Source organism: Curtobacterium sp. MCPF17_021 (assembly GCF_003234605.2).
GTDB lineage: Bacteria > Actinomycetota > Actinomycetes > Actinomycetales > Microbacteriaceae > Curtobacterium > Curtobacterium flaccumfaciens.
Genome location: NZ_CP126252.1, coordinates 26,856 through 51,866, shown reverse-complemented (window position 1 = coordinate 51,866; position 25,011 = coordinate 26,856). Strand labels below are relative to the sequence as shown.

The following is a 25,011-nucleotide window of genomic DNA, read 5'->3' as shown; positions in this document are numbered from 1 at the left end:
TGTCATATATTGGCGTGATGACTCCCCTCCTTGAGACCTCGGCGCTGACGCGGCGGTTCCGCAGCGCAGCAGGCCATGACGTGACCGTCCTCGAAGACGTCTCCGTGAACGTCGGCCGCGGCGAGTTCGTCACCGTCGTCGGTCCGAGCGGCTCCGGCAAGTCGACGCTCCTGCAGTGTCTGTCCGGGCTGGACTCGCCGACCAGTGGCACCGTCCGGATCGCCGGCACCGACCTCGCAACCCTCCGGGGCGACTCGCTGGCTGCCTTCCGACGCGACCACCTGGGGTTCGTTTTCCAGTCGTACAACCTCATCCCCGCGCTGACCGCGTTCGAGAACGTGGCGCTGCCGCTCCGGCTCGCGACCGGGTCGGTCGATCCCGTGGTCGTCCGGAACGCCCTCGAAGCGGTCGGTCTCGGCGCGGTCGCCCAGAACCGCCCCGGCCAGCTCTCCGGCGGTCAGCAGCAGCGCGTGGCGATCGCCCGGACCATCGTCACCCAGCCGGACGTCGTGTTCGCCGACGAACCGACCGGCGCCCTGGACACCGAATCTGGAGCACGGGTGCTCGGACTCCTGCATGCGGCGGCCACGGGCACGCGTTCGGTCGTGATGGTCACGCACGACCTCGAGGCCGCGGCACTCGGCGACCGCGTGCTCGTCCTGCGCGACGGACGGCTGCACCGGGAGCTCGTCACCCCCTCGGTGCCGGACATCCTCGAGGCGGTGTCCCGGTGATCACACGTCTCGTCCTCGCCGAGGTCGTCCGGGCTTGGCGGCTCTGGACCTCGACGTTCGTCATCATGGTCCTGACCGCCGTCGTCGCGCTCGTCTGCGCGGGTGACGTCTCGACCGCCGCTGCGATCACCGACACCGTCGACGCAGCCGGCCTGCGCAACCACGCGATGGTCTTCGGAGCGATGAACGCCATCGTGGTCATCGGCGCACTCAACGTGCTCGTGACGTTCGCGATCCGCGTCCAGCGCCGGACGTACGCGCTGTGGCAGTTCGGCGGTCTCGGGCCTGCGCTGATCCGCCGGGTCGTGCTCGCACAGGCGGTCACGCTGTCCCTCGTCGCGTTCGGAACCGCCCTGGCGCTGATGCCTCTCACACTCCGGAGCCTGATGGCCTTCCTCTCTGCGCCCCTCCGGAACCCCGGTGCGCCAGCCCTCGATCCGCGCCTCGGCGTGCTCGAAGCAGTCACCGCCTTCGTGGTGTTCGAGCTCGTGGTGCTCCTCAGCGCACTCGGGGCTGCACGTTCGGCGTCGACGACCCCCGCCCTGGACGCCGTCCGTGAGCCCGAATCCGAGCCCGCCCGTCCCAGCCGCGGCCGGAAGACCACCGCCTGGGTGCTCGGCGGCGTCACCGTCACGATGTACGCGATGACGCTGCTCGGCGCGCGAGGCGTCACGATGCTCTTCCTCGTGCCCGCGATGGGGTTCGTGATCACGGTCGCACCCTGGTCGTGCCGAGCGCTCGTGTCGGCGTGGACTTCGGTGCTCCCCGGGGCTCCGGCGGCGTGGTTCCTCGCGCGCGAGTCGCTGACGTACCACGTCGCTCGGAGCCACTCGGCGATCGCACTGCTCGCGGTGGCGATGCTGCTGGGCTCGCTCACCGGCCTGGCCGGCGTCTGGGACTCGCCCGCGTACTACCTGGGCGGCCTGGCCATCTTCGGCGGACCGGTCCTGATCGTCCTCTTCACCGGTGCCGCCACCGTGGTGATGACGACGATGGGTCGACGACGCGGCGTTGCCCTGCTCGTCGCCGCTGGCGGGACCTTCCGGACCGGGCTCGTCGCTGCACTACTGGAAGCCGTCGCGGTGGTCGTCACCGCGGCGCTCATCGCAGTACCAATCGCGATCGCGACCATCCCAGCGGCCCTGACGAGTTGGACGGACCCGCTTCGTCCCGTGCCGTTCGTGGTCGCCGTCGGACTCGTCATCATGGTGGTGGCGACGACCGCACCGGTCCTGCAGGCTCGGCGTCGACCGTTGGGTCCACAACTCGTCGACGCCGGAGTCTGAGCCGCATCCGCCGGTCGAACACCAACGGGGCCGAGCACCGTGCACAACTCCCCAACCCGTGCGAGCTTCCACGCGCCGTGCCCGGTCACAAGCCCGCACCCAGCACCCAACCCCGCACCGGGCCACGAAACCGGCACCGTGCGGACGGGAGGCCCGACACCCATCCGGCACCGCGCCTCCCGTCCGCACCGTGCGCACCTCGCCACCCCGTGCGAGCTTCCGCGCACCGTGCGCCGCTACAAGCGCGCACCATGCGCGCAACCGCGCACCAGCCCACGCACCTCGCACGGTGCGACCCGCGCGCCAGCGCCGCAGCGCTACCCGCGCGTCCGCGCCAACCGCCGGTTGAGCGCCCCGTTCAGCAGCGCCACGAGCAGCCCCACCGCGAACACGAGCGTCCCGAAGCACAACACCTGCGGCGGCATCCCGGCCTTCGCGGCACCGTAGACGAACAGTGGGAAGGTGACCGCTGGCCCGGCGACGAACGAGGTGATCACGTAGTCGTCGATCGACATCGCGAGCGCGAGCAACCCCGCGGCGAGCATGCCCGGTGCCAGCAGCGGCAGGGTGACGAGCCGGAACGCCTGGAACGGCGTCGCCCCGAGGTCACCCGCGGCCTCCTCGAGTGCACGCGAGGTCCCCGCGATCCGCGCCCGCAGCACGACCACCACGTAGGCGACGTCGAACGCCACGTGCGTGATGAGCACGGTGAGGAACCCGGTGCCGAGCCCCACCGACAGGAAGAAGGAGAGCGACGCGGAACCCACGACGATCGACGGGGCCGCGATGTCGGCGAACACCACGGTGTTCACGACACCGCGACCCGGGAACCGGTACCGCTCCAGCGCCAACGCGAGGGGCAGCCCGATCGCGACCGAGATGATCGCGGCGAGGAACGCGACGACGACCGACGTGACGAACGCGGCGCCGAGCCCGGACACGTTCACCAGGTTCGCGTACCAGTAGGTCGTGAAACCGTTCCAGGCGAACGACAACCGGTTGGTGGGGGCGTCGTTGAACGAGTACACGATCATGTAGACGATCGGCACCAGGGTGATCGCGATCGTCACCCAGTACACGATGGCGAGCCAGGGCCCGCGGCGGTTCACCCCGTGGCGGCGCGGACGGCCGGCGACGGAACCCGTCACGGGCGAAGCCGGAGCGGCGGCGGAACGGGACGGTGCGACGGCAGTCATACGAGGTCCTCGAGGTCGTCGGTGCCGGAGACGCGGGCGTAGATGAACAGGATGATGCCGAGCACGACCATGAGCACGGTCGACAGGGCCGCGGCGACGTTGTACTGCTGGTTGCCGGAGTAGGCGTCCTGGATCGCCTGCCCGATCGTGTACGTGTTCGTGCCGCCGAGCAGCGCCGAGTTCACCGGGTCACCGACGCTGTCGATGAAGACGAGCAGCACCCCGGCGAAGATGCCCGAGCGGGACAGCGGCAGCGTGGTGTGCCAGAACGCCCGGAACTTGCCGGCGTACAGGTCGTTGGCGGCCTCGCCGAGTCGTGGGTCGATGCGCTCGAGGGCGGCGTAGATCGGCAGGACCATGAAGGCCAGGTCGTTGTAGGCGTCACCGAAGATCACTGCGCCCCCGGTGCCGAGGATGTGGAAGTCCTTGCCGGCCAGCCCGAGCGCCTGCAGCGTCGTGACGACCGGCCCCTGCGACGCCAGCACGAACGCCCACATGTCGGTCCGGATGATGAACGACACCAGGAAGCTGATGAACACCAGCATGAGCAGCGGGTTCTTCCACCGCGGGGACACCCGGAACGCGATGAAGTACGCCACCGGATACCCGACGACGATGCAGGCGATCGTGGCGGCGGCGCCGTACCAGAGCGACCGGAGCAGGAACGTCAGGTAGGGCACCTGCGGGTCGACGAACAGCGAGCCGTAGATCCCGAAGTTCCAGGTGAACGTGTAGCCGTCGTCCGGGTTGCCGGTCATGAGCGAGACGATCAGCCCGGACACCAGCGGGATGACGAAGAACACGCAGAGGTACGCGGTGCCGACGAGCGCCAGGAAGAACGGCGTGCTCCGACGGCGTCCCCGCCGCACCGGCGCGGAACCGGAAGGACCGGCGGAACCACCGGGACCGAGCCCCGGTGCCACTCCGACCGCGCTCACGACTGCACCACCGCGTTGAAGATGCCGTTCCACTCCGAGTACTCGTCGTAGTTCTCGAACACACGGAACTCGTGCGACTGCTCCAGCACGTCGGCAGAGGGGAACACGAGCGGGCTGTCCGCCACGGTGGCGTCGTCGAGTTCGTCCCGCACGTAGTCCTCGGCAGCGGGCACCGGGCAGACGTAGTTGACCCAGTCCTCGACGATCCCGGCGATCTTCGGCGTGTAGTAGAAGTTCATCCACTCGAGCGCCGACACCGGGTTCTCGGCCTGCCGTGGGATGAGCATGTTGTCGTGCCAGGTCATCTGCCCCTCTTCCGGCGTGACGAACTCCAGGTCGGGGAACCCGGACTGCTGCGCCTGGAACACGTCGCCCGACCACGCCTGGGTGATCCAGGTGTCGCCGTTCTCCAACCGGTTGATGTAGCTCTGGTCGTAGAAGCCGGTGACGCTCGGCCGCAGTTCGCGCAGCCAGGCCTGGGCCTTCCGCCAGTCGGCGGGCGTCGAGGTCTCCGGGTCGATGCCGAGCGCGAGCAGTCCGAGCGACCCGAGTTCGGTGTTGTCGCTCATCAGCCCGATGCGGCCCTTGAACGCCGGGTCCTGCAGGTCCTTGAGCGAGGTGATCTTCCGCCCGGTGTACTTCGGGTTGTAGGCGAGCCCGGTGAACCCGGTCTGCCACACGACGGAGTGCTTGTTGCCCGGGTCGTAGATGGGGTCCTTCACGGAATCCGAGGCGTTCGCGGCGAAGTTCGGCAACCGCGAGTGGTCGAGCTCGCACACGAACCCGTTCTTGATCATCTGGGTCAGCTCGAACCCGTTCGTCATGACGACGAGGTCGTAGCCGGTCGCACCGTGCGCCCGCAGGATCGGTGAGACGGTCGCGTAGAAGGTCGCGTTGTCCTGGATCACCGCCTGGTAGTCGACCGCGATGCCGGTCTCCTTCTTGAACAGCGCCAGGGACTCGGACTTGCCGTGGTCGGAGTCGATGTACAGCGGCCAGTTCGCGAAGTTCAGGGTGCCGGTCGCCTTCGCGTCCTTCCAGAACGCCGCCCAGTCGACGGTGTCCTCGGCGCCGGCGGCCGCGGAGCCCTTGATGCTGCACCCGGTGAGCAGGGCGGCCAGCGCGGCGGCCCCGCCGCCGGCCAGCAGGCCGCGTCGGCTGACGCGGGCCGACGTCAGCCCGCGCAGCAGGTCCGGACCGGGCACCGCGCCGGTCACGCGAGCGATCCTGCCGTGGCGGGGACGCTCTGGAGGCCCGGGTCGTCCTGGGTGGTGACGGTCGCGTCGGACGCGGGGTGCGCCTCCAGACCGAAACCGTGGTCGACGCCCCACGTGAGCCAGACCTCGGTACCGGTCGCGATCCGCGGCCCGCCCTTCGAGTTCTGCGCGAACACCGAGACGCGACCGGCACCCGGCACGTCGACCAGGTACTGGGTGCTGACGCCGGAGAACGAGACGTCCACGACGCGACCCGGGCCGAGGATGTTCCGTTCGGCCTCGGGGGTCGGTTCGGCGGTGCGGATCTTGAGCTTCTCGGGCCGGACGCCGACGACGACGCGACCGGTCGTGGCGACGGCTCGGTCGGCCGGCACGGCGACCGAACCGGCCGCGGTCGCGACGACGAGCAGGCCGGCATCGGTGCCGCGCACCTCGCCCTCGAGCAGGTTCGACTGGCCGAGGAAGTTCGCGACGAAGGCCGTGCGCGGCAGCTCGTACAGGTCCTGCGGGCTGCCCATCTGCTCGATCCGACCGCCGTTCATGACGGCGACCGTGTCAGCCATCGTCATCGCCTCTTCCTGGTCGTGGGTGACGTGCAAGAACGTGAGCCCGACCTCGGCCTGGATCGTCTTCAGCTCGAGCTGCATCTGGTGGCGGAGCTTCAGGTCGAGGGCGCCGAGGGGCTCGTCGAGCAGCAGCAGGGCCGGCCGGTTCACGATCGCGCGGGCCAGGGCGACGCGCTGCTGCATGCCGCCGGAGAGCTGGGCGGGCCGCTTCGACGCCGACCCCTCGAGCTCGACCAGCCGTAGCGCTTCCGTGGCCTTCGTCATCGGGTCCGGGATCCGGCGCCGCTTCAGCCCGAACGCGACGTTGTCGAGCACGCTCATGTGCGGGAAGAGCGCGTAGTTCTGGAACACCGTGTTGACGGGCCGCTGGTACGGCTTCGTGTCGGTGACGTCCTGGCCGCCGATGGTGATGGTGCCGCTCGTGGGTTCCTCGAGCCCGGCGACGAGCCGCAGGGTCGTCGTCTTGCCGCAGCCCGACGGACCGAGCAACGCGAAGAACGAGCCGGCGGGCACCGTCAGGTCGAGGCTGTCCACCGCGGTGTGGCCGGGGAAGGACTTCGTGATCTGGTCGAGCCGGAGATCGGCTCCCGATTCGGCGAACGTTCCGGTCATTGCCATGGTGCCTCCAGGGGGTGGTCGGCCTCAGCCGATGTAGGACATGACGTGCTTGATGCGGGTGTAGTCGTCGAAGCCGTACTGGGACAGGTCCTTGCCGTAGCCGCTGTGCTTGAACCCGCCGTGCGGCATCTCGGCGACGATCGGGATGTGCGTGTTGATCCACACGCAGCCGAAGTCCAGGTCGCGGGCGAAGCGCATCGCCCGCGCGTGGTCGGTCGTCCACACCGAACTCGCCAGGCCGTACTCGACGCCGTTCGCCCACGTCAGGGCCTGCTGTTCCGTCGAGAACCGCTGCACGGTCTGCACGGGGCCGAAGATCTCCTGCTGCACGGCCCGGTCGTCCTGGCGCAGGCTGGCGACGATCGTGGCCTCGTGGAAGTACCCGCGGTCGCCCTGTCGTGCACCGCCGAGCTCGATCGTCGCGTGGTCGGGCAGCGTGTCCAGGAACGACTGCACGTGCGCGAGCTGGTTCGCGTTGTTGACGGGGCCGTAGTGACCGTCCGTCCCGGTTCTCGCGTTGACGCGTGCCTCTGCTGCGAGCGCCGCCACGAACTCGTCGTGGATGCCGTCCTGCACGAGCAGCCGGGTGGCGGCGGTGCAGTCCTGTCCGGCGTTGAAGAACCCGGCGGCGACGATCCCGGCCACCGCCGAGGGGATGTCCGCGTCGTCGAACACGATCACGGGTGCCTTGCCGCCGAGCTCCAGGTGGGTGCGCTTGAGGTCACCCGCGGCGGCACGGGCGACCTCCATGCCGGCACGGACGGATCCGGTGATGGACACGAGCTGCGGGGTGGGGTGGTCGATCATCGCTGCGCCGGTGGTGCGGTCCCCCACCACGACGTTCAGGACCCCCGGCAGCAGGAACTCGGCGGCGACCTCGGCGAGCAGCAGGGTCGACAGGGGCGTCGTGTCGCTCGGCTTGAGCACGGTGGTGTTCCCCGCGGCGAGCGCCGGTGCGAACTTCCACACCGCCATGTTGAGCGGGTAGTTCCACGGGGTGACCTGGGCGACGACACCGATGGGCTCACGCCGGACGAACGAGGTGTGGTCGGCCAGGTACTCGCCGGCGCTCCGGCCCTCGAGGTTCCGGGCGGCCCCGGCGAAGAAGCGGATCTGGTCGACGGACAGCAGGATCTCGTCCTCGACCAGGGTGGCGCGGGGCTTCCCGGTGTCGAGCGACTCGAGGTCGGCGAACTCCGACGCCCGCTGCTCCATCGCGTCGGCGATCCGGAACAGGGCGAGCTGCCGTTCGCCGGGGGTGGTGCGGCGCCAGGTCTCGAACGCGGTCGCGGCCGCACCGAAGGCGGCGTCGACGTCGGCGGGGGTGGACACCGGGGACGTGCCGTAGACGTGCTCATCGGTCGGGTCGACCAGGTCGAACGTGGTGTCGGCGGTCGACTCGACGGAGGCGCCCCCGACGAAGTTCCGCAGGACCCGGGTGTCGGTGTCCGCCGTCGCCGTGCTCTGTGCGTCCAGCATGGCGGTGATACTGACACGGATTCCGGCGGTGCGGAAGAAGGATCCGGAGGTTGTGGAGAACTGTAACAACGGAAATCGTCGCGAAACACGGAGTTCACAACGGAATCCCTTGTGCACCCCGAACCTCGCTGCCATGCTGTCCGGCATGGCGGCAGCACCACGACGTCCGGGACCGATCGACGACACCTCGAAACGGATCATCGAGCAACTCCAGGCGGACGGGCGTCGCCCGTACGGCGAGATCGGCAAGGCCGTCGGTCTCAGTGAAGCGGCGGTCCGGCAGCGTGTGCAGAAGCTGACCGAGACCGGCGTCATGCAGATCGTCGCGGTCACCGACCCGATGCAACTGGGCTTCCACCGCCAGGCGATGATCGGCATCCGGGTCAGCGGCGACACCCGAACCGTCGCCGATGCCCTGGAGCAGCTGCCGGCGGTCGACTACCTCGTGATGACCGCCGGCAGCTTCGACCTGATGGTCGAGGTCGTGTGCGAGGACGACGACGACCTGATCGAACTGCTCAACGGCACCATCCGGGCCATCCCGGGCGTCGCCGGCACCGAGACCTTCGTCTACCTGCAACTCCGCAAACAGCTCTACGACTGGGGAACGCGATGACCATCTCCGAACAGGCCACAGGCCGGACCACGACGGGCCCGGCCGCCCGCCTCCACTCCTACGACCCGTTCGCACCGGTCGACGACGCCGACCTGCAGCGGAAGTCCCGGGACCACCTGTGGATGCACTTCGCCCGGCACGGTGCGAACCAGGCTGGCGCCGACGTGCCGATCATGGTGCGCGGCGAGGGCCACCACGTCTACGACAGCCACGGCAAGGAGTACATCGACGGGCTGTCCGGCCTGTTCGTCGTCGCCGCCGGGCACGGGCGGAAGCGCCTGGCCGAGATGGCCGCGAAGCAGGCGGAGACGCTGAGCTTCTTCCCGATCTGGTCGTACGCGCACCCCGCGGCGATCGAGCTCGCCGATCGGCTGGCCGAGCACGCCCCCGGTGACCTCAACAAGGTCTTCTACTCCACCGGCGGCGGCGAGGCGGTGGAGACCGCCTTCAAGCTCGCGAAGTACTACTGGAAGCTCCAGGGCAAGCCGATGAAGCACAAGGTGATCTCCCGCGCGGTCGCCTACCACGGCACCCCGCAGGGCGCCCTGGCGATCACCGGCATCCCGGCGATGAAGGAGATGTTCGAGCCCCTGACCCCCGGCGGCTTCCGGGTGCCGAACACGAACTCGTACCGCGCCGAGGAGATGGGCTTCCCCGGGGGCACCGAGGAGCAGTTCGGCTTCTGGGCGGCGGAGCGGATCCGCGAGATGATCGAGTTCGAGGGCCCCGACACCGTCGCCGCGGTGTTCCTGGAGCCGGTGCAGAACTCCGGCGGCTGCTTCACCCCGCCGCCCGGGTACTTCCAGCGGGTGCGCGAGATCTGCGACGAGTACGACGTGCTGCTCGTCTCGGACGAGGTCATCTGCGCCTTCGGCCGGATCGGCACGATGTTCGCCTGCGACACGTACGGCTTCGTGCCGGACATGATCACGTGCGCCAAGGCGATGACCTCCGGGTACTCCCCGATCGGCGCGACGATCATCAGCGACCGGCTGTTCGAGCCGTTCTCCAAGGGCGACACGACCTTCTACCACGGCTACACGTTCGGCGGGCACCCGGTGTCGGCCGCCGTCGCGATGGAGAACCTCGACATCTTCGAGGAAGAGGGGCTGCTCGCCAACGTGCAGCAGAACGCCCCGCTCTTCCGCGCCGAGCTCGACACCCTGCTCGACCTGCCGATCGTCGGGGACGTCCGCGGAGACGGCTACTTCTACGGCATCGAGCTCGTCAAGGACAAGGCCACCAAGACGACCTTCGACGACGACGAGTCCGAGCGGCTGCTGCGCGGGTTCCTGTCGAAGGCGCTGTTCGACGCGGGGCTGTACTGCCGGGCCGACGACCGCGGTGACCCCGTCGTGCAGCTCGCACCGCCGCTGACGATCGGGCAGCCGGAGTTCCGCGAGATGACGTCGATCCTGCGGAGCGTCCTGTCCGAGGCCTGGACGAAGATCTGACCGTGGGCGGCTACCGGGGCGTCTCGTTCTGGCTCGACCAGCTCGCGTCCACCGGACGCGACGACCTGACGCCCCGGCCGCCGCTCGACGGCGACACGACGGCCGACGTCGTGATCGTGGGCGGTGGACTGACGGGTCTCTGGACCGCGTGGTACCTGCACCAGGCCGACCCGGGCCTCCAGATCGTCGTCCTGGAACGCGAGATCGCCGGCTTCGGCGCCTCCGGTCGGAACGGCGGCTGGTGTTCGGCGCTGTTTCCGCGGTCCGCCTCGGCGATCGCCGAGGAGCACGGGCGCGACGCCGCGCTGGCGCTGCGGGCCGCCATGCGCGACACCGTCGACGAGGTCGGCCGCGCAGCGTCCGAAGCCGAGGTCGACTGCGACTACCTGAAGGGCGGGACCGTCCTCTACGCGCGCTCCGCCGTGCAGGAACGCGCCGCCCACGACGAGGTCGCGTCCTCCGCGGCATGGGGCGACGACATGACGTGGCGGACCGCTCGACCGGGTGACGCCGCCGGATCGGCGGGTGTGGCGTGGACCCCGGACTGCGCGCGCGTGCAGCCCGCCGCGTTGGTGCGTGGCCTCGCGGCCGCCCTGGAGGCCCGTGGCGTCCGGATCGCGGAGCACACGCCCGTCTCGTCCTGGGATCGCGGGCGTGTGGTCACGTCGCGCGGCACCGTCACGGCAGGTGCCGTGGTGATCGCGGTCGAGGGCTACGGCGCCCAGCTGGAGCAGACGAAGCGGCGGATCCTGCCGCTGTACTCGCTCATGATCGCGACGGCCCCGCTGCCGGCGTCCGCGTGGGAACGCATCGGTCTCGAGCACGGGCAGACGTTCTCCGACTACCGGCACCTGCTCGTGTACGGGCAGCGCACGGCCGACGACCGGCTGGCGTTCGGCGGCCGCGGAGCCCGCTACCACTGGGGGTCCTCGATCACGCCCGGGTACGATCGGGTGCCGCGGGTCTTCGAGCACCTGCGGAAGGCCCTGGTCGACCTGTTCCCGGTCGTCTCGGACGCCCCGGTCACCCACACGTGGGGCGGCCCGCTCGGGGTGCCGCGCGACTGGTGCGCCTCGGTGACCTGGGACGGACACGTCGGCAGCGCTGGCGGGTACGTCGGGGACGGCCTGTCGACGACGAACCTGGCCGGACGGACCCTCGCCGACCTCGTGCGCGGGGAGTCGACGGCACTGACCGCGCTGCCGTGGGTGAACCACCGATCGCCCGACTGGGAGCCCGAGCCACTGCGGTTCCTCGGCGCGAACGCGGGACTCGTCGCGACCGACCTGGCCGACCGCGAAGAAGCACTGACCGGGCGGCCGAGTCTGGCCGCTCGGCTCATGGCACCACTGACCGGAGGACACTGATGGCTGCTGGTCTCGACGCCGACGTCCTGGTCGTCGGGGCGGGGATCGCCGGGCTCGCCGCCGCCCGGGCGCTCGCACTCGGCGGGCAGCGGGTCGTCGTGCTCGAGGCCCGCGACCGGATCGGCGGGCGCACCTGGACCGATGCGTCACTCGGGGTGCCGGTCGACCTCGGCGCCTCGTGGATCCACGGGGTCGACGGCAACCCGCTCTGGGCCCTGGCGTCGGCGTTCGGCATCGACACCGTGGAGTTCACGGTCGGCAGCTTCCAGTTCGACGGCCGGCCGATCGCCTGGCACGACCCGTCCGGCGCCGCACTCTCCGCCGAGGACACGTCGGCGTTCGTCGCGGACCTGCACACCGTCGACGCGGCGCTCGACGCCGTCATCGCGCACGCTCCCCCGCCCTCGACCTACGCGGCCGCCGTCGACACCGTGCTCCGTTCGCTGCGGTGGCAGGGCGACCGGGCCGCACGCGTCCGCGAGTACACGGCCCACCGCTCCGAGGACCTCTGCGGTGCCCCGGTGACCGTCCTCGACGCGCACGGACTCGACGAGGAGCACGTCCCCGGCGACGAGGTGGTGTTCCCCGGCGGCTACGCCCAGTACGCCCGCGCGCTGGCCGAGGGTCTCGACGTCCGGCTGTCGTCGGTCGTGCGGTCGGTGACCCAGGCCGGCGACTCGGTGACCGTGGGGCTCGCCGACGGAACCACCGTCGCCGCCCCGCAGGTGGTCGTCACCGTGCCGCTCGGGGTGCTGCAGGCCGGCGACGTGGTCTTCGACCCGCCCCTGTCCGCGCCGGTGGCCGGAGCGCTCGACCGGCTCGGGATGGGCACCTACGACAAGGTGTTCCTGCGGTTCCCCACACGGTTCTGGGGCGACTCGTGGGTGGTCCGGCAGCAGGGGTCCGCCGGCGTCGACTGGCACTCCTGGTACGACATGTCCCGGGTGACCGGTGCGCCGGTGCTCGCCGCCCTGGTCGGTGGTGCCGGAGCCCGTCGGCTCGAGACCCTGCCGGACGCCATGGTCGTCGACGAGGGGGTGGCGGCGCTGCGGAAGATGTTCGGCCCGTCCGTCCCCCAGCCCGAGGCGTTCCGGATCACCCGGTGGGCCGAGGACCCGTTCTCGCGGGGCTCGTACTCGTACCTCCACGTCGGGGCGTCACCCGACGACCACGACCTGCTCGGCACCCCGTCCGGCCGGGTGCAGCTCGCCGGCGAGGCCACCTGGAGCGACGACCCGGCGACGGTGCACGGTGCGCTGCTGTCCGGGCTGCGGGCAGCCGGGCGGTTGCTCGGCACCCAGGTCGAACCGCTCTCGCTCGCCGACCCGCTGTCCAGGCCCTGAGCGCCACACCCCCGCTGGTGTCGGCCCGTGCGACACTCGCTCCGTGACCCCGACGAGGACCCGACCGCGACACGAACACCGGGCACCGGTCGCCGTCGCGGTCCTGGTGAACCTGGCGCTGAGCCTGTTCCTGCCCGACGAGGTGCTGTTCTTCCCGTCGTGGGTGGTGCCCGTCCTGGGCGTCCTGCTGCTCGCCCCGCTCATCGTCTTCAACCCGCGGCGTCTGACGCGCGAGACCACCTGGTCCCGGTGGCTGTCGTTCGCACTGGCGGCCCTGCTCACCGTCGCCAGTCAGCTCACCGTCATCCGGACCATCACCGAGCTGCTCGGCGGGCACGCGGACGGTGCGGCCGTGCTGCTCACCGCGCTGCAGGTCTGGGTGAGCACGATCATCGTGTTCGGGCTCGTCTACTGGGAACTCGACCGCGGGGGTCCGGTGGCACGGCGGCGCCCCGAACTGTGGGCGACTGCCGAAGCGGACTTCCAGTTCCCGCAGGAGACCGACCCGAAGACCGCGGACTGGCGGCCGGTCTACCTCGACTACCTCTACGTGGCGATGACGAACATGATGGCGTTCAGCCCGACGGACACGATGCCGATGACCGTCCGGGCGAAGATGATCATGGCCTACCAGGCACTGAGTGGGTTCATCCTGCTGGCGCTGGTCATCTCGCGCGCGGTCAACATCATCAGCTGAAGGCCTTGCGGTAGTTGATCACCCGATCAACAATGGCGCATGGACGTCGTCACCACACCCTCGCTCCCGTCGCCGCTGCATGCCGACACCGGGGCACCCCGCCGATCGCTCCGCGTCGCCCTCGTGCAGATGCGGTGGCTCCCCGACCCGGACGAGCACCTGGCCCAGCTCGCCGACGGCATCGCGACCGCCGCAGCGCACGGAGCCACCGCGGTGTTCCTGTCCGAACTCACGCTGCGCCGCTACCCGGGCGACACCCCGGCGAGCGGGACCCCGAAGGACCTCGCCGAGTCGCTGCAGGACGGCCCGACCGTCGCCTTCGCCCGTGCCCAGGCGATCGAGCACGGGGTGTTCGTGCACGCCTCGCTGTACGAGCGGCCGGGCGACGACGACCAGCCCGACGACCCCCGCGGCTACAACACCGCGGTCCTCGTCGCTCCCGACGGCACCCTGGTCGGCCGGACCCGGAAGACCCACATCCCGATCAGCGCCGGCTACCACGAGGACACGTACTTCCGCCCGGGGACCGACGACGATGCCTTCCCGGTGTACGAGCCGGCCGGACTCGGCGCGCGCCTCGGGCTGCCGACCTGCTGGGACGAGTGGTTCCCCGAGGTGGCCCGGTCCTACGGCCTCGCCGGGTCCGAGGTGCTCGTGTACCCGACGGCGATCGGCTCCGAACCGACCTTCCCCGACTTCGACACCGCGCCGATCTGGCAGCGGGTGATCGTGGCGAACGGCATCACCGCCGGGCAGTTCATGGTCGTGCCGAACCGGTGGGGTGACGAGGGCGACATCACGTTCTACGGCTCGTCCTTCATCTCGGACCCGTTCGGCCGGGTGCTCGTCGAGGCGCCCCGTGACGCGAGCGTGGTGCTCGTCGCCGACCTCGACCTCGACGCCCGGACGGAGTGGCTCCGGCTGTTCCCCTTCTACCTGACCCGGCGCCCCGACCTGTACGCCGGGCTCGTCGACCCCGTCGACGAGGAACGCCACGCGTACGGCGCACGCGACGCGATCGACGCGGCCCTGGCCGTGGGACCGGCCACCGCCGGGCGCGAGGCGCGCGCATGACCTGGGTGATGCCTCCCGAGACGGCTCCGCAGGAACGCACGTGGATGGCGTTCCCGCGCCCCGGCCTGACGCTCGGCGACGACGCGGCGAGCGCCGACGCCGCGCGTCTGTCATGGGCGACCACGGCCAACACGATCAGCGAGCACCAGCCGGTCACCGTCGTCGTGGACCCGGTCGCACGGGCGGATGCCGGTCGCCTGCTGTCGTCCGGCGTGGACGTGCTCGAGGCGCCGCTCGACGACTTCTGGATGCGCGACATCGGCCCGACGTTCGTCGTCGACGACGTGACCGGTGCACTCGGTGCCGTCGACTGGGTCTTCAACGGCTGGGGCGCGAACTCCTGGTCGACCTGGACGCGTGACGCTGAGGTCGCCGCCACGGTCGCCGATGCTGCGAGAGCCACGCGGATCCCGTCGTTGCTCGTCAACGAGGGCGGGGCGATCCACGTCGACGGCGCCGGCACCGTCCTGGTGACGGAGACGGTGCAGCTCGACCCGCGACGGAACCCGTACGCCGACCGGGAGCGCGTCGAGCTGGAGCTGGCGCGCACGATCGGCGCCACACGGGTGGTCTGGCTGCCCCGCGGTCTGACGCGCGACTACGACGGCTTCGGCACCCGGGGCCACGTCGACATGGTGGCGACCTTCGCGGATCCGGGCACGGTCCTGCTGCACGCCCAGCCGGATGCCGGCCACCCGGACCACCTGGTGATGCCCCAGATCCGGCGAGCGCTCGAGCAGGCGACCGACGCGACGATCATCGAGTTGCCCGCCCCCTCGACGCTGTCGGACGTCGGTGGACCGGTGGACTGGAACTACGTGAACCACGTCGTGGTGAACGACGCCGTGATCGCCTGCGCCTTCGGCGACCCGGTCGCTGACGACCGCGCCAGGGGCATCCTCGCCGAGGTGTACCCGGGCCGACGGGTCCGCTCGATCGACGCGCGACAGGTGTTCGCGAGGGGTGGTGGGCTGCACTGCATCACACAGCAGCAACCGGTGGCCTGAACCACTGCCGCGGTGTACAGCAACCAGGCATCACCTGTACACCGCGGCCGGTCCGCCCACTGCCGACCCGTCGGTATGGTGCTCCGAACTGATCCGGGCGACGCTGCCCGGCCCCGAAGAGCAGGGAAGTCACATGGCATCACCGATCGCGGTCACCGCGCCGGCAGCACCGGTGCGCGGCGGGTCGCTGAAGCGGAGCCTCGGGCTCTGGGCGATCGTCGGACTCGGCCTCGGCTACATGACCCCGACGGTCGTGTTCGACACCTTCGGCATCGTCTCCGGGCAGACCGACGGCGCGGTGCCGAGCGCGTACCTGATCGCCCTCGTCATCATGGCGCTCACCGCGATCAGCTACGGGAAGATGGTGCGCGTCTACCCCGCGGCCGGTTCCGCGTACACGTACGTCCGGGAGTCGATGCACCCGAACCTCGGCTTCATGGTCGGCTGGGCGTCACTGCTCGACTACCTGCTGCTGCCGATGGTGAACGCCCTGATCATCCGGCTCTACCTGGAGCAGGTGTTCCCGGGGCTGCCCCCGTGGGTGACCGTCGTCGTGTACACGGTGTTCGTGACGACGGTGATCTGCCTGTCGATGCGCGGCACGTCGAACCTCAACATGGTGCTGCTCATCGGTGCGGTCCTGGCGATGATCGCGTTCGTGGTCTTCACCGTCATCGAGCTCACCCACGGTGCGGGCGCGGGCACGATCGTCAGCGCCGAACCCTTCGTGCACGACGGCGTGACGATGTCGGCCCTGCTCACCGGAGCGACGGTGGTGTGCTTCTCGTTCATCGGCTTCGACGCCGTGACGATGTACACGGAAGAGGCGAAGTCGATCAGCATCATGCCGAAGGCGATCATGCTGACCGTCCTGCTCGGCGGCGCGATCTTCCTGGTCTCCGCCTACTTCGCCCAGCTGCGCTTCCCCACCAACGCACCGTTCGGTGAGTTCACCGACGACCCGCTCCCCCAGATCGGCCTGCTCGTCGGCGGTCCGGTGTTCCAGGCGGTCCTGGTGTCGGCCGGGTTCGTCGCCGCACTCGCCTCGGGTCTCGCGTCGCACGCCAGCGTCGCCCGCATGCTCATGGTGATGGGGCGGAACAACGTGCTGCCGAAGCGGGTCTTCGGCTACGTGCACCCCCGCACGCACACCCCGGTGTTCAACGTCGTCTTCGTCGGTGCGGTCACCCTGCTGGCGATGAGCTTCTCGCTCGACACGATCGCGGCCTACATCAACTTCGGCGCACTCATCGCGTTCACCTTCGTCAACGCCACTGTGATCGTGCACTTCGCGATCCGGAACGGGCGCCGTCACACGGCGGGCGACCGCTGGCGCTACATCGTGCTGCCCGGGGTCGCGATGCTCCTGACCGGGGTGCTCTGGTCACAGCTCCATGCCGACGCCCTGATAGCAGGAGGAGTGTGGGCGGCGATCGGGTTCGTCTACCTGCTCGTCATCACCAAGGGCTTCCGGGTCGCACCGAAGGGCTTCGACGAGAACCAGCCCGTCACCGGTGTGAACAAGCAGCTGACCGACCAGGCCTGACCGGCCACCACGAGAGGACGCCATGTACGCCGTCACCGACCCCACCACGGGCACGACCCTCGAGACCTACCCGACCATCACGGACGCCGAGCTGCACGATGCCGTCGCAGTCGCCGACCACACGCACACCGAGTGGTCACGGACGACGACGGTCTCCGACCGTGCAGCCCTGCTCCACCGGGTCGCGGACCTGTACCGGGAGCGGCACGCCGAGCTCGCCGCCACGATCGTGCGCGAGATGGCGAAGCCGATCGACCAGGCCGAGGGCGAGGTCGACTTCTGCGCCGACATCTACGACTACTACGCGGATCACGCGTCGGAGTTCCTGGCGGACCAGCCGATCACCCTGGCGGACGGGTCCGAGGGGTCCGCGTTCATCCGCAAGGCCTCCATCGGCGTCGTGCTCGGCATCATGCCGTGGAACTTCCCCGCCTACCAGATCGCCCGGTTCGCCGGACCGAACCTGGTCATCGGCAACACCGTCCTGCTGAAGCACGCACCGCAGTGCCCGGAGTCCGCCCTGGCCATCGAGCGGATCTTCCACGACGCCGGCTTCCCGGCCGGGGCCTACACGAACGTGTTCGCGACGAACGACCAGGTCGCCGACGTCATCGCCGACCCGCGCGTGCAGGGTGTCTCGCTCACCGGTTCGGCGCGCGCCGGTGCCGCGGTCGCCGAGATCGCCGGCCGGAACCTGACGAAGGTGGTGCTCGAACTCGGCGGCTCCGACCCCTTCATCGTGCTGTCCACCGACGACCTGGACGCCGTCGTCGAGTCCGCCGTCACCACCCGGCTCGAGGGCAACGGCCAGGTCTGCAACGCCCCGAAGCGGTTCCTGGTGGTCGACGGCCTGTACGACGACTTCCTGGCGAAGTTCACCGCGGCGATGTCGGCGGTCGAACCGACGGACCCGAGCGTGCCCGGTGCCGAACTCGGTCCGTTGTCGTCCCCGGCCGCAGCCGATCGGCTGCAGGAACAGCTCGCGTCCGCCGTCGAGCAGGGTGCGACTGTCGTCACGGGCGGCGACCGCCAGGGCAACGCCTTCCTGCCGACGATCCTGACCGACGTCACGCCGGACAACGACGCCTACCGCGAGGAGTTCTTCGGCCCCGTCGCCACCGTGTACCGCGTCGCCGACGAGGACGAGGCGATCGCCCTGGCCAACGACACCCCGTACGGCCTCGGTTCGTACCTGTTCACCACCGACGCCGACCAGGCACTCCGGGTCGCCGACCGGATCGAGGCCGGCATGGTCTACGTGAACATCGTCGGCGCGGACAGCCCGGAGCTGCCGTTCGGTGGCGTCAAGGGCAGCGGCTTCGGCCGCGAGCTCGGCCCCCTGGGGGCCGACGAGTTCGTGAACAAGAAGCTGATCCGCATCGGCTGACCGGCGCGGAGACGCCGGCGTCTCCGCCAGACGCCGCCGAATCCGCCGGCGTCTCGCCGACGGGACGGCGTCCGATCAAGACGCCGGTGTGTTGCAGCCGGACCCACGACGGACGGGAGGCGCGGTGCAAGCTGGCACCGCGCCTCCCGTCTGCTCGTCGGTCGCCGCTCCCACGTCGCCACCGGAAGACGCCGTCGTCACGCTTCGACGCCGCGGAACGCGCGAGACGCCGCCGGATCCGGCGGCGTCTCGCTGACGTGGAGGCGTCGAGCGAACACGCCGGCGTCTCACGCCGCCGCACCACCGCGCCGCCGTGCGGTCGCCGCTACTGCTGCGGGTCGGCGGGCTCGCCGCCGGAGTCCGTGTCGCTGTCCTGCTGCGGGTCCTCCGTCGCGTCGCCCGTGGGCGACCCGTCCGGCAGGTCCTCGGTGTACTGCTCCTGGTCCTTGGTGGGGTCGCTGGACCCGTTCGCTGCGTCACTCATGGCCCGGACGGTACGCGCGAGCGCCTGGGTACGTCAGTACCTGGACAGGTCACCCAGCCGTGACCCACCGAGGTGGTTACCGCGTCGCAGCGGCCTGCGGAACGACCGCCAGGATCTCCTCGGCGACCTCGCGCCCGATGCGCACGGCACCGTCGACGTGCTGGTAGCCCTGCCCGGCCAGGTCGCTCGAGGCGAAGCGGATCGGACCGACCGCGGCACGCTGGTCGGTGCCGTAGCGGACGAGCCCGCCCAGGTCGAAGCTCGCCGCGTAGGCGCCGCGCGTCCACTCCTCGGTGCCCCAGTCGCTCTCGTAGTAGACGACCGGCGACAGGGCCTCGTCACCGTAGTAGTGCGCCAGCGAGGCGAGCACCCGGGCTCGCCGTTCCTCGGTCGGCAGCGCGAACAGGTCGTCGGCGTGCTGGTCGGAGACGAACCCGACCAGGGTCCCCTGCTCGGAACCGTGCGAGGTGTTGTCGTACGCCTCGTGCACGACCTCGTACGGGCTGAACGCGGTGCCGGACAGGCCCGCCGCACGCCAGAAGGGACGGTCGTAGACGGCGTGCACCTTGATCACGAAGCCCATCGACAGGTGCTGGTGCAGCTGGTGCTGGCGTCGGGGCAGCGGCGGCTCGTACGAGATCCGCGAGTACAGGGGCGGCGGGACCGCGACGAGTGCCTGTCGGGCGTGCACCTCGATCCCGCCGTCGGCGAGCGCGACGACCCCGTCGTCGCCCCAGCGCAGCGTCCGGACCGGCGCGTTCAGGTGCACGTCGTCGCCGAGGCGCTCGGCGAGCCGTTCGGACACCTGCTGCATGCCGCCGACGACCCGCTTGTCGAGGATGAAGTCGGCGTCGACCAGGTTGGTGAAGCTGCCCGCGGACGCCGCCATCAGCAGGGCCTGCAGCGCCGAGAACGCGTGCGCGGGCTTCGTGAGCATGGCGCCGGCGATGAACAGCTCGACGTTGTCGGTCGCGACCCGGTCCGGGCTGAGGTCGTGCAGCCAGGCGCGGAACGAGACTTCGTCGAGGGCGGCTGCGTCCGGGGTCTCCCAGGGGCGCGCCGGGTCGACCTTCGCGACGTACTCGTCGACGACGGCGACGAGCCGTTCGATCTCGTTCGCCGTGGCCTCGGGCAGGGGGAAGATGTCGCCGGTGTACTCGGTCCGGGTGCCGTCGGCGTCGACGTAGACGCTGGAGCCCTCGCGGTACCGGTCGTACGTCTGCAGGCCGAGCTCGTCGAGGGTCTCGAGCAGTGCGGTCTGGTCGGGCGAGACCCACTGCCCGCCGATCTCCAGGGTCACCCCGTCGATGTCGTTCGTCCAGGTGCGGCCCCCCACGCGGTCGCGGGCCTCGAGCACGGCGACCCGCAGGCCGGCAGCCCGCAGGCGGTTCGCGGCGGTGAGACCGGCGACACCGGCTCCGATGACGACGACGTCCTTCTCGATCATCGAGCTGCTCCTTGTGCGGTCGTGGTGCTGTCGGTGTGCCGGAACGGGTCCGGGGTGAGCGTGTACATGGTCTCGAGGTACTCGGCGATGCCCTCGCCGCCGCCCTCGCGACCGAGGCCGGACTGCTTCACGCCGCCGAACGGTGCCGAGGCGTTCGACACGACCCCGGTGTTCAGCCCCAGCATGCCGGTCTCGAGCCGCTCCATCAGGCGCTGCCCGCGTGCCGGGTCCTCGGTGAACGCGTAGCCGACCAGACCGTACTCGGTGTCGTTCGCGGCGGCCACGGCCTCGTCCTCGGAGCGGAACGTGCGGATCGCGAGCACCGGCCCGAAGATCTCGTCGTCGAGGATCGCGCTGCCCGGCTGCACGTCGGTCAGGACGGTCGGCGCGTAGAACGTGCCGGGCCCGTCGACCGGGTGCCCGCCGGTCCGGACCGTCGCCCCGCGCTCGACCGCGTCGGTGACCAGGCGGTGCGCCTTGTCCACGGCGCGGGCGTCGATGAGCGGCCCGATGACGACGCCGTCCTCGGTGCCGCGTCCGACTCGCATGGCCTCGACGCGCTCCGTGACCCGGCGCGTGAACTCGTCGACGACGTCCTCGTGCACCAGGAACCGGTTCGCCGCGGTGCAGGCCTGTCCGGTGTTCCGGAACTTCGCGGCGAGCGCGCCCTCCACCGCCAGGTCGAGGTCGGCGTCGGCGAACACCAGGAACGGGGCGTTGCCCCCGAGCTCCATGCTCGTCCGGAGCACGTTCTGCGCCGCCTGGCCGAGCAGCGTCCGTCCGACCGGCGTCGAACCGGTGAACGACAGCTTCCGCAGGCGGGGGTCGGCGATCACGGGCGCGGAGACGTCGGCGGCGTGCGTGGTCGGGACGACGTTGACCACCCCGGCGGGCACGCCGGCCTCGACGAGCAGGTCGGCGAACAGCAGGGTGGTCAGCGGCGTCAGTTCGGCAGGCTTCACGACGACGGTGCAGCCGGCGGCGAGCGCCGGAGCGATCTTGCGGGTCGCCATCGCCAACGGGAAGTTCCACGGCGTGATCAGGAACGCGGGCCCGACGGGCTTGTGCGAGACGGTGGCGCGGCCGGTCCCCTCGGGGTTGGTGCCGTACGAACCACCGATGCGGACCGCTTCCTCCGAGAACCAACGGAGGAACTCGCCGCCGTACGTGACCTCGCCGCGGGCCTCGGCCAGGGGCTTGCCCATCTCCAGCGTCATCAGGAGCGCGAACTCCTCGCGTCGCTCCTGCAGCAGGTCGAACGCGCGGCGCAGCACCTCGGCGCGCTGCCGCGGGTGCGTGGTCGCCCAGCAGTGCCGTGCGGCGACGGCGGCGTCGAGCGCCTTCCGGCCGTCCTCGTGTGAGGCGTCGGCGATGTGCAGGAGTGTTTCGCCGGTCGCAGGGTCGACGACGGCGAAGGTCGCATCGTCGGCCGCCGGCTGCCAGACGCCGCCGACCAGGAGGCCCGTGGGGACGCGGTCGAGCACCGCCTGTTCGGCGGCTGGTCCGGTGGCGTCGGGGACGCTGGGCCAGGCTGTCGCGGGGATGGTCGCGCTCACGACGCGGCCAGCCCGTCGAGGACGACGGTCAGGCCGTCGCGGAGCAGGTCGTCGTCGATCGACAGCGGCGGCAGGAAGCGCACGACGTTGCCGTACGTGCCGGCCGTGAGGGCGATGACGCCGTGCTCGAACGCGTACCGCACCACCCGTCCCGTGAGCCCAGGGTCGGGATCGCCGGTGGCGGGGTCGACGAGCTCCATCGCGACCATGGCACCGCGGCCGCGGACGTCGCCGATGCGGGGGTCATCTGCCTGGGCGCTGCGCAGGGCGTCGAGCAGGACCGTGCCGATCGCCCCGGCGCGCTCGACGAGTCCGTCGTGCTCGAAGGCGTCGATGGCCGCGAGTGCTGCGGCGCAGGCGATCGGGTTGCCGCCGTACGTCCCGCCGAGGCCACCGACGTGGGCGGAGTCCATGATCGCCGCACGCCCGGTCACGCCGGAGAGCGGGAGTCCGCCGGCCATGCCCTTGGCGGTCGTGACGACGTCGGGCACGATCCCCTCGTGCTCGCTGGCGAACATCGCCCCGGTGCGGGCGAACCCGGTCTGCACCTCGTCGGCGATGAACACGACGCCGTTGGCGGTGGTCCACTCGGACAGCGCGGTCAGGAACCCCGGTGCCGGGACGACGAAGCCGCCCTCGCCCTGGATCGGTTCGATCAGGACCGCGGCGGTGTTCTCGGCGCCGACCTGCTTCTCGATCTGGCTGATCGCACGCTTCGCCGCTTCGGGCCCCGACAGCCCGTCGTGGAACGGGTACGACATCGGGACGCGGTAGACCTCGGGTGCGAACGGCCCGAAGCCGTTCTTGTAGGGCTGGTTCTTCGCGGTCAGCGCCATCGTCAGGTTCGTGCGGCCGTGGTAGGCGTGGTCGAATACGACGACGGCCTGCCGACCGGTGTGCTTCCGGGCGATCTTGACAGCGTTCTCGACGGCCTCGGCCCCGGAGTTGAACAGCGCCGTCCGCTTTTCGTGGTCGCCGGGGGTCAGACGGTTGAGCGCCTCGGCGACGGCGACGTACCCGTCGTAGGCGGCGATGGTGAAGCACGTGTGCGTGAAGGCCGCGACCTGCTCGGTGACGGCGGCGACCACGCCGGGGTGGGCGTTGCCCACCGACGTCACGGCGATCCCGGACCCGAGGTCGACGAACGAGTTGCCGTCGGCGTCGACCACCACGCCGCCACCGGCCGCGACGACCGCGATGGGCACGGCGACGCCGACCCCGGCCGCGACGGCGCCGGCCTTCCGGGCAAGCAGCTCCTGCGATCGCGGACCCGGGACGGCGGTGACGAGCCGTCGTTCCTGGGGCAGCGACGGGCCGCCGGTGGTCGCTCGGGTCGCGGACGCTGCGGTGGAGGACATGCCGCGATGGTAGGAGCCACCACCGCACACTCGTACTGTCCACGGCGTACATCGACCCCCAGGCGGATCGACCCGGTGGATAGGGTGACGGCATGCCCGCAACGCTGCGCTCCCTGCTGCACCGGCGTGAACTCCACCTGCGCCCACTCACGGACGCGGACGAGCACTCCCTCGATGCCCCGCTGTCCTGGCTGCACAGCTCGGACCTCGAGGACCCGACGCCGTTCCTCGCCGAGGGACAGGGGCTGCTCACGACCGGCACGCAGTTCGGTGCCGAGGTCGACGTGCGCGACGACGTCGCCGAGGCCTACGTCCGCCGGCTCGTGGACCGCGGTGTCGTGGCACTCGGGTTCGGCACCGAGGTCGTCCGCGCCGGCACCCCCGACGCCCTGGTCACCGCCTGCAGTCGGCACGGACTGCCGCTGTTCGAGGTCCCCTACGAGACCTCCTTCATCGCGGTCGCGCAGGCCAACGCCGAAGCGGTCGCGCGGGACGCCAACGCGCGCGGCGCCTGGGCCCTCGCCGCGCAGCGCGCCATCTCCCTCGCCGCGATGCGACCGGACGGACTCGGCGCGACCATCGCCGAGCTCTCCCGCCAGCTCGACGGGTGGGTCGGCCTGTTCGACGTCTCCGGTCGGCTCGACCGCGGACACCCCGCCGACGGGCTGCCCGCTGCCGACCTCGACCTCCTGCGCACCGAGGCGCTGCGGCTGCTGCGCTCCGGGCAGCGGGCCAGCCTGCCGGTCGCCACGGACCGCGGCGACGGGTACACCCTGCAGACGCTCGGCAGCGGCGGGCACCTGAGCGGCGTGCTGGCGATCGCGAACGGCGGAGCACTCGACCGGGCCGGACGCGAGGTCGTCACGGCCGTCATCGCTCTGGCCGGCCTCGCCCTGCAGCAGAACCGCGAGCTCGCCCGTGCCCGCGGACTCCTGCGGACCGGACTCCTCACGATGCTGTCCGTCGGCGAACCCGAGGTGGTGCAGGCGACGTCACGTGAGGTGTGGGGGCCGCTGCCCGCCGAACCCGTCCGGATCGCCGCTGTCGACGTCCCCGACCACGACCTCGACACCGTGGTGGACCTGCTCGAACTGTGGGTGCAGGACCGGCCGGGCCACCTGTTCTTCGCGGTCGACGACGCCCTGTTCCTCTGCGTGAACGCAGACGACACCGGGATCGTCGCCGAACTCGTCGACCGCTTCGACCTGCGCGCCGGCCTGTCCGACGGCGCGGCGTACCGGTCGTTCGGGCGCGCCCGCACCGAGGCCGTGCAGGCACTCGACCGACGCCGTGAGGGACGCCCGGGCACCACCGAGTTCGGCGACCTCGCCCGAGAGGGGGTGCTCGCCCACCTCGCCCACGTCGACGTGGACGCCGGTGCCGTCGCCCGCGCGTTCCTCGCCCCGCTGCTCGACCACGACCGCACGGCCGGCACCGAGCTCACGGGCACCGTCCGGACCTGGCTGCAGGAGAACTGCGAGTACGACCGCGCCGCACGGGTCCTCGGCATCCACCGGCACACCGCCCGCGCCCGGGTGGAGCACGCCGGTCGGCTCCTCGACCGTGACCTCTCCGTCTTCTCGACCCGGGCCGACCTCTGGGCAGCCTTCGTGGTCGAGGGCGCGTGACGCGCGGATACGG

The 25,011-nt window shown here is 70.9% G+C and carries 21 protein-coding genes; 12 read left to right on the top strand and 9 right to left on the bottom strand.

The window, feature by feature from the left end; translation table 11 throughout:
* Positions 1-17: 17 nt before the first annotated feature.
* Positions 18-734, top strand: coding sequence for an ABC transporter ATP-binding protein (locus DEJ29_RS00235; protein WP_111094143.1), 717 nt, complete (start codon positions 18-20; stop codon positions 732-734).
* Positions 731-2,020, top strand: a complete 1,290-nt coding sequence (locus DEJ29_RS00230) for an ABC transporter permease family protein (RefSeq protein ID WP_111094142.1) — start codon at positions 731-733, stop codon at positions 2,018-2,020. Before DEJ29_RS00235 ends, DEJ29_RS00230 begins: the two co-directional genes overlap by 4 nt.
* Positions 2,021-2,337: 317 nt before the next feature.
* Here the strand turns inward: DEJ29_RS00230 and DEJ29_RS00225 are convergent, their stop codons facing one another.
* The 5 genes from DEJ29_RS00225 to DEJ29_RS00205 are packed head-to-tail and all read right to left on the bottom strand — an operon-like array spanning position 2,338 to position 8,034.
* Complete coding sequence (locus DEJ29_RS00225) at positions 2,338-3,216, bottom strand: ABC transporter permease (RefSeq protein ID WP_111094141.1); 879 nt, start codon at positions 3,214-3,216, stop codon at positions 2,338-2,340.
* Positions 3,213-4,154, bottom strand: a complete 942-nt coding sequence (locus DEJ29_RS00220) for an ABC transporter permease (protein WP_146237652.1) — start codon at positions 4,152-4,154, stop codon at positions 3,213-3,215. Before DEJ29_RS00220 ends, DEJ29_RS00225 begins: the two co-directional genes overlap by 4 nt.
* Positions 4,151-5,371, bottom strand: a complete 1,221-nt coding sequence (locus DEJ29_RS00215) for an ABC transporter substrate-binding protein (RefSeq protein WP_220034107.1) — start codon at positions 5,369-5,371, stop codon at positions 4,151-4,153. The genes DEJ29_RS00220 and DEJ29_RS00215 overlap by 4 nt, the downstream gene beginning before the upstream one ends.
* Positions 5,368-6,549, bottom strand: a complete 1,182-nt coding sequence (locus DEJ29_RS00210; protein ID WP_502866884.1) for an ABC transporter ATP-binding protein — start codon at positions 6,547-6,549, stop codon at positions 5,368-5,370. Before DEJ29_RS00210 ends, DEJ29_RS00215 begins: the two co-directional genes overlap by 4 nt.
* Positions 6,550-6,579: 30 nt before the next feature.
* Positions 6,580-8,034, bottom strand: a complete 1,455-nt coding sequence (locus DEJ29_RS00205) for an aminobutyraldehyde dehydrogenase (protein WP_111094139.1) — start codon at positions 8,032-8,034, stop codon at positions 6,580-6,582.
* 133 nt (positions 8,035-8,167) lie between these two features.
* Here DEJ29_RS00205 and DEJ29_RS00200 point away from each other — a divergent pair, with 133 nt between their 5' ends.
* From DEJ29_RS00200 to DEJ29_RS00160, 9 genes are all read left to right on the top strand, one after another.
* Positions 8,168-8,650, top strand: coding sequence for an Lrp/AsnC family transcriptional regulator (locus DEJ29_RS00200; protein WP_035809531.1), 483 nt, complete (start codon positions 8,168-8,170; stop codon positions 8,648-8,650).
* Positions 8,647-10,104 carry an aspartate aminotransferase family protein gene (locus DEJ29_RS00195; RefSeq protein ID WP_084740608.1) on the top strand — a complete coding sequence of 486 codons (1,458 nt, stop codon included), beginning with the start codon at positions 8,647-8,649 and terminating at the stop codon, positions 10,102-10,104. The genes DEJ29_RS00200 and DEJ29_RS00195 overlap by 4 nt, the downstream gene beginning before the upstream one ends.
* Positions 10,105-10,106: 2 nt before the next feature.
* Positions 10,107-11,471 (top strand): NAD(P)/FAD-dependent oxidoreductase, encoded by a 1,365-nt coding sequence (locus DEJ29_RS00190; RefSeq protein WP_111094138.1) that lies wholly within the window; start codon positions 10,107-10,109, stop codon positions 11,469-11,471.
* Positions 11,471-12,814, top strand: a complete 1,344-nt coding sequence (locus DEJ29_RS00185; protein ID WP_111094137.1) for a flavin monoamine oxidase family protein — start codon at positions 11,471-11,473, stop codon at positions 12,812-12,814. Before DEJ29_RS00190 ends, DEJ29_RS00185 begins: the two co-directional genes overlap by 1 nt.
* A 43-nt stretch (positions 12,815-12,857) precedes the next feature.
* Positions 12,858-13,511: a DUF1345 domain-containing protein gene (locus DEJ29_RS00180; RefSeq protein WP_111094136.1), complete on the top strand. Its 654-nt coding sequence runs from the start codon at positions 12,858-12,860 to the stop codon at positions 13,509-13,511.
* Between the two features lie 39 nt (positions 13,512-13,550).
* Entirely contained in the window at positions 13,551-14,585 is a 1,035-nt protein-coding gene (locus DEJ29_RS00175; RefSeq protein ID WP_111094135.1) for a nitrilase-related carbon-nitrogen hydrolase, read from the top strand.
* Positions 14,582-15,592, top strand: a complete 1,011-nt coding sequence (locus tag DEJ29_RS00170; protein ID WP_111094134.1) for an agmatine deiminase family protein — start codon at positions 14,582-14,584, stop codon at positions 15,590-15,592. Before DEJ29_RS00175 ends, DEJ29_RS00170 begins: the two co-directional genes overlap by 4 nt.
* A 133-nt stretch (positions 15,593-15,725) precedes the next feature.
* Positions 15,726-17,138, top strand: a complete 1,413-nt coding sequence (locus DEJ29_RS00165; protein WP_110863667.1) for an APC family permease — start codon at positions 15,726-15,728, stop codon at positions 17,136-17,138.
* Positions 17,139-17,160: 22 nt separating this feature from the next.
* Complete coding sequence (locus tag DEJ29_RS00160; protein WP_111094133.1) at positions 17,161-18,525, top strand: NAD-dependent succinate-semialdehyde dehydrogenase; 1,365 nt, start codon at positions 17,161-17,163, stop codon at positions 18,523-18,525.
* A gap of 325 nt (positions 18,526-18,850) precedes the next feature.
* On the opposite strand, the gene DEJ29_RS00155 is transcribed toward DEJ29_RS00160, so the two are convergent.
* The 4 genes from DEJ29_RS00155 to gabT all read right to left on the bottom strand — a co-directional run bounded on the left by DEJ29_RS00155 (position 18,851) and on the right by gabT (position 23,370).
* Positions 18,851-19,009 (bottom strand): hypothetical protein, encoded by a 159-nt coding sequence (locus DEJ29_RS00155; protein WP_155896911.1) that lies wholly within the window; start codon positions 19,007-19,009, stop codon positions 18,851-18,853.
* A gap of 76 nt (positions 19,010-19,085) precedes the next feature.
* Positions 19,086-20,456, bottom strand: a complete 1,371-nt coding sequence (locus DEJ29_RS00150) for a flavin monoamine oxidase family protein (RefSeq protein WP_111094132.1) — start codon at positions 20,454-20,456, stop codon at positions 19,086-19,088.
* The gene (locus tag DEJ29_RS00145; protein ID WP_111094190.1) at positions 20,453-21,940 is read right to left on the bottom strand and encodes an NAD-dependent succinate-semialdehyde dehydrogenase; all 1,488 of its coding nucleotides are present in this window, start codon (positions 21,938-21,940) and stop codon (positions 20,453-20,455) included. The genes DEJ29_RS00150 and DEJ29_RS00145 overlap by 4 nt, the downstream gene beginning before the upstream one ends.
* Before the next feature lie 68 nt (positions 21,941-22,008).
* Positions 22,009-23,370: a 4-aminobutyrate--2-oxoglutarate transaminase gene (gabT, locus tag DEJ29_RS00140; protein ID WP_111028827.1), complete on the bottom strand. Its 1,362-nt coding sequence runs from the start codon at positions 23,368-23,370 to the stop codon at positions 22,009-22,011.
* A gap of 92 nt (positions 23,371-23,462) precedes the next feature.
* Here gabT and DEJ29_RS00135 point away from each other — a divergent pair, with 92 nt between their 5' ends.
* A complete protein-coding gene (locus tag DEJ29_RS00135; RefSeq protein ID WP_111094131.1) occupies positions 23,463-24,998 on the top strand; it encodes a PucR family transcriptional regulator in 1,536 nt (511 codons plus the stop codon).
* Positions 24,999-25,011 lie beyond the last annotated feature (13 nt).

What these genes read in the sequence shown, in the direction of transcription:
- DEJ29_RS00205 (WP_111094139.1), bottom strand. Translation starts at nt 8,034, where the DNA reads ATGCTGGACGCACAGAGCACGGCGACGGCGGACACCGACACCCGGGTC.
- DEJ29_RS00195 (WP_084740608.1), top strand. Translation starts at nt 8,647, where the DNA reads ATGACCATCTCCGAACAGGCCACAGGCCGGACCACGACGGGCCCGGCC.
- DEJ29_RS00185 (WP_111094137.1), top strand. Translation starts at nt 11,471, where the DNA reads ATGGCTGCTGGTCTCGACGCCGACGTCCTGGTCGTCGGGGCGGGGATC.
- DEJ29_RS00200 (WP_035809531.1), top strand. Translation starts at nt 8,168, where the DNA reads ATGCTGTCCGGCATGGCGGCAGCACCACGACGTCCGGGACCGATCGAC.
- DEJ29_RS00225 (WP_111094141.1), bottom strand. Translation starts at nt 3,216, where the DNA reads ATGACTGCCGTCGCACCGTCCCGTTCCGCCGCCGCTCCGGCTTCGCCC.
- DEJ29_RS00170 (WP_111094134.1), top strand. Translation starts at nt 14,582, where the DNA reads ATGACCTGGGTGATGCCTCCCGAGACGGCTCCGCAGGAACGCACGTGG.
- DEJ29_RS00175 (WP_111094135.1), top strand. Translation starts at nt 13,551, where the DNA reads ATGGACGTCGTCACCACACCCTCGCTCCCGTCGCCGCTGCATGCCGAC.
- DEJ29_RS00235 (WP_111094143.1), top strand. Translation starts at nt 18, where the DNA reads ATGACTCCCCTCCTTGAGACCTCGGCGCTGACGCGGCGGTTCCGCAGC.
- DEJ29_RS00155 (WP_155896911.1), bottom strand. Translation starts at nt 19,009, where the DNA reads ATGAGTGACGCAGCGAACGGGTCCAGCGACCCCACCAAGGACCAGGAG.
- DEJ29_RS00160 (WP_111094133.1), top strand. Translation starts at nt 17,161, where the DNA reads ATGTACGCCGTCACCGACCCCACCACGGGCACGACCCTCGAGACCTAC.
- DEJ29_RS00150 (WP_111094132.1), bottom strand. Translation starts at nt 20,456, where the DNA reads ATGATCGAGAAGGACGTCGTCGTCATCGGAGCCGGTGTCGCCGGTCTC.
- DEJ29_RS00135 (WP_111094131.1), top strand. Translation starts at nt 23,463, where the DNA reads ATGCCCGCAACGCTGCGCTCCCTGCTGCACCGGCGTGAACTCCACCTG.
- DEJ29_RS00165 (WP_110863667.1), top strand. Translation starts at nt 15,726, where the DNA reads ATGGCATCACCGATCGCGGTCACCGCGCCGGCAGCACCGGTGCGCGGC.
- gabT (WP_111028827.1), bottom strand. Translation starts at nt 23,370, where the DNA reads ATGTCCTCCACCGCAGCGTCCGCGACCCGAGCGACCACCGGCGGCCCG.
- DEJ29_RS00210 (WP_502866884.1), bottom strand. Translation starts at nt 6,549, where the DNA reads ATGACCGGAACGTTCGCCGAATCGGGAGCCGATCTCCGGCTCGACCAG.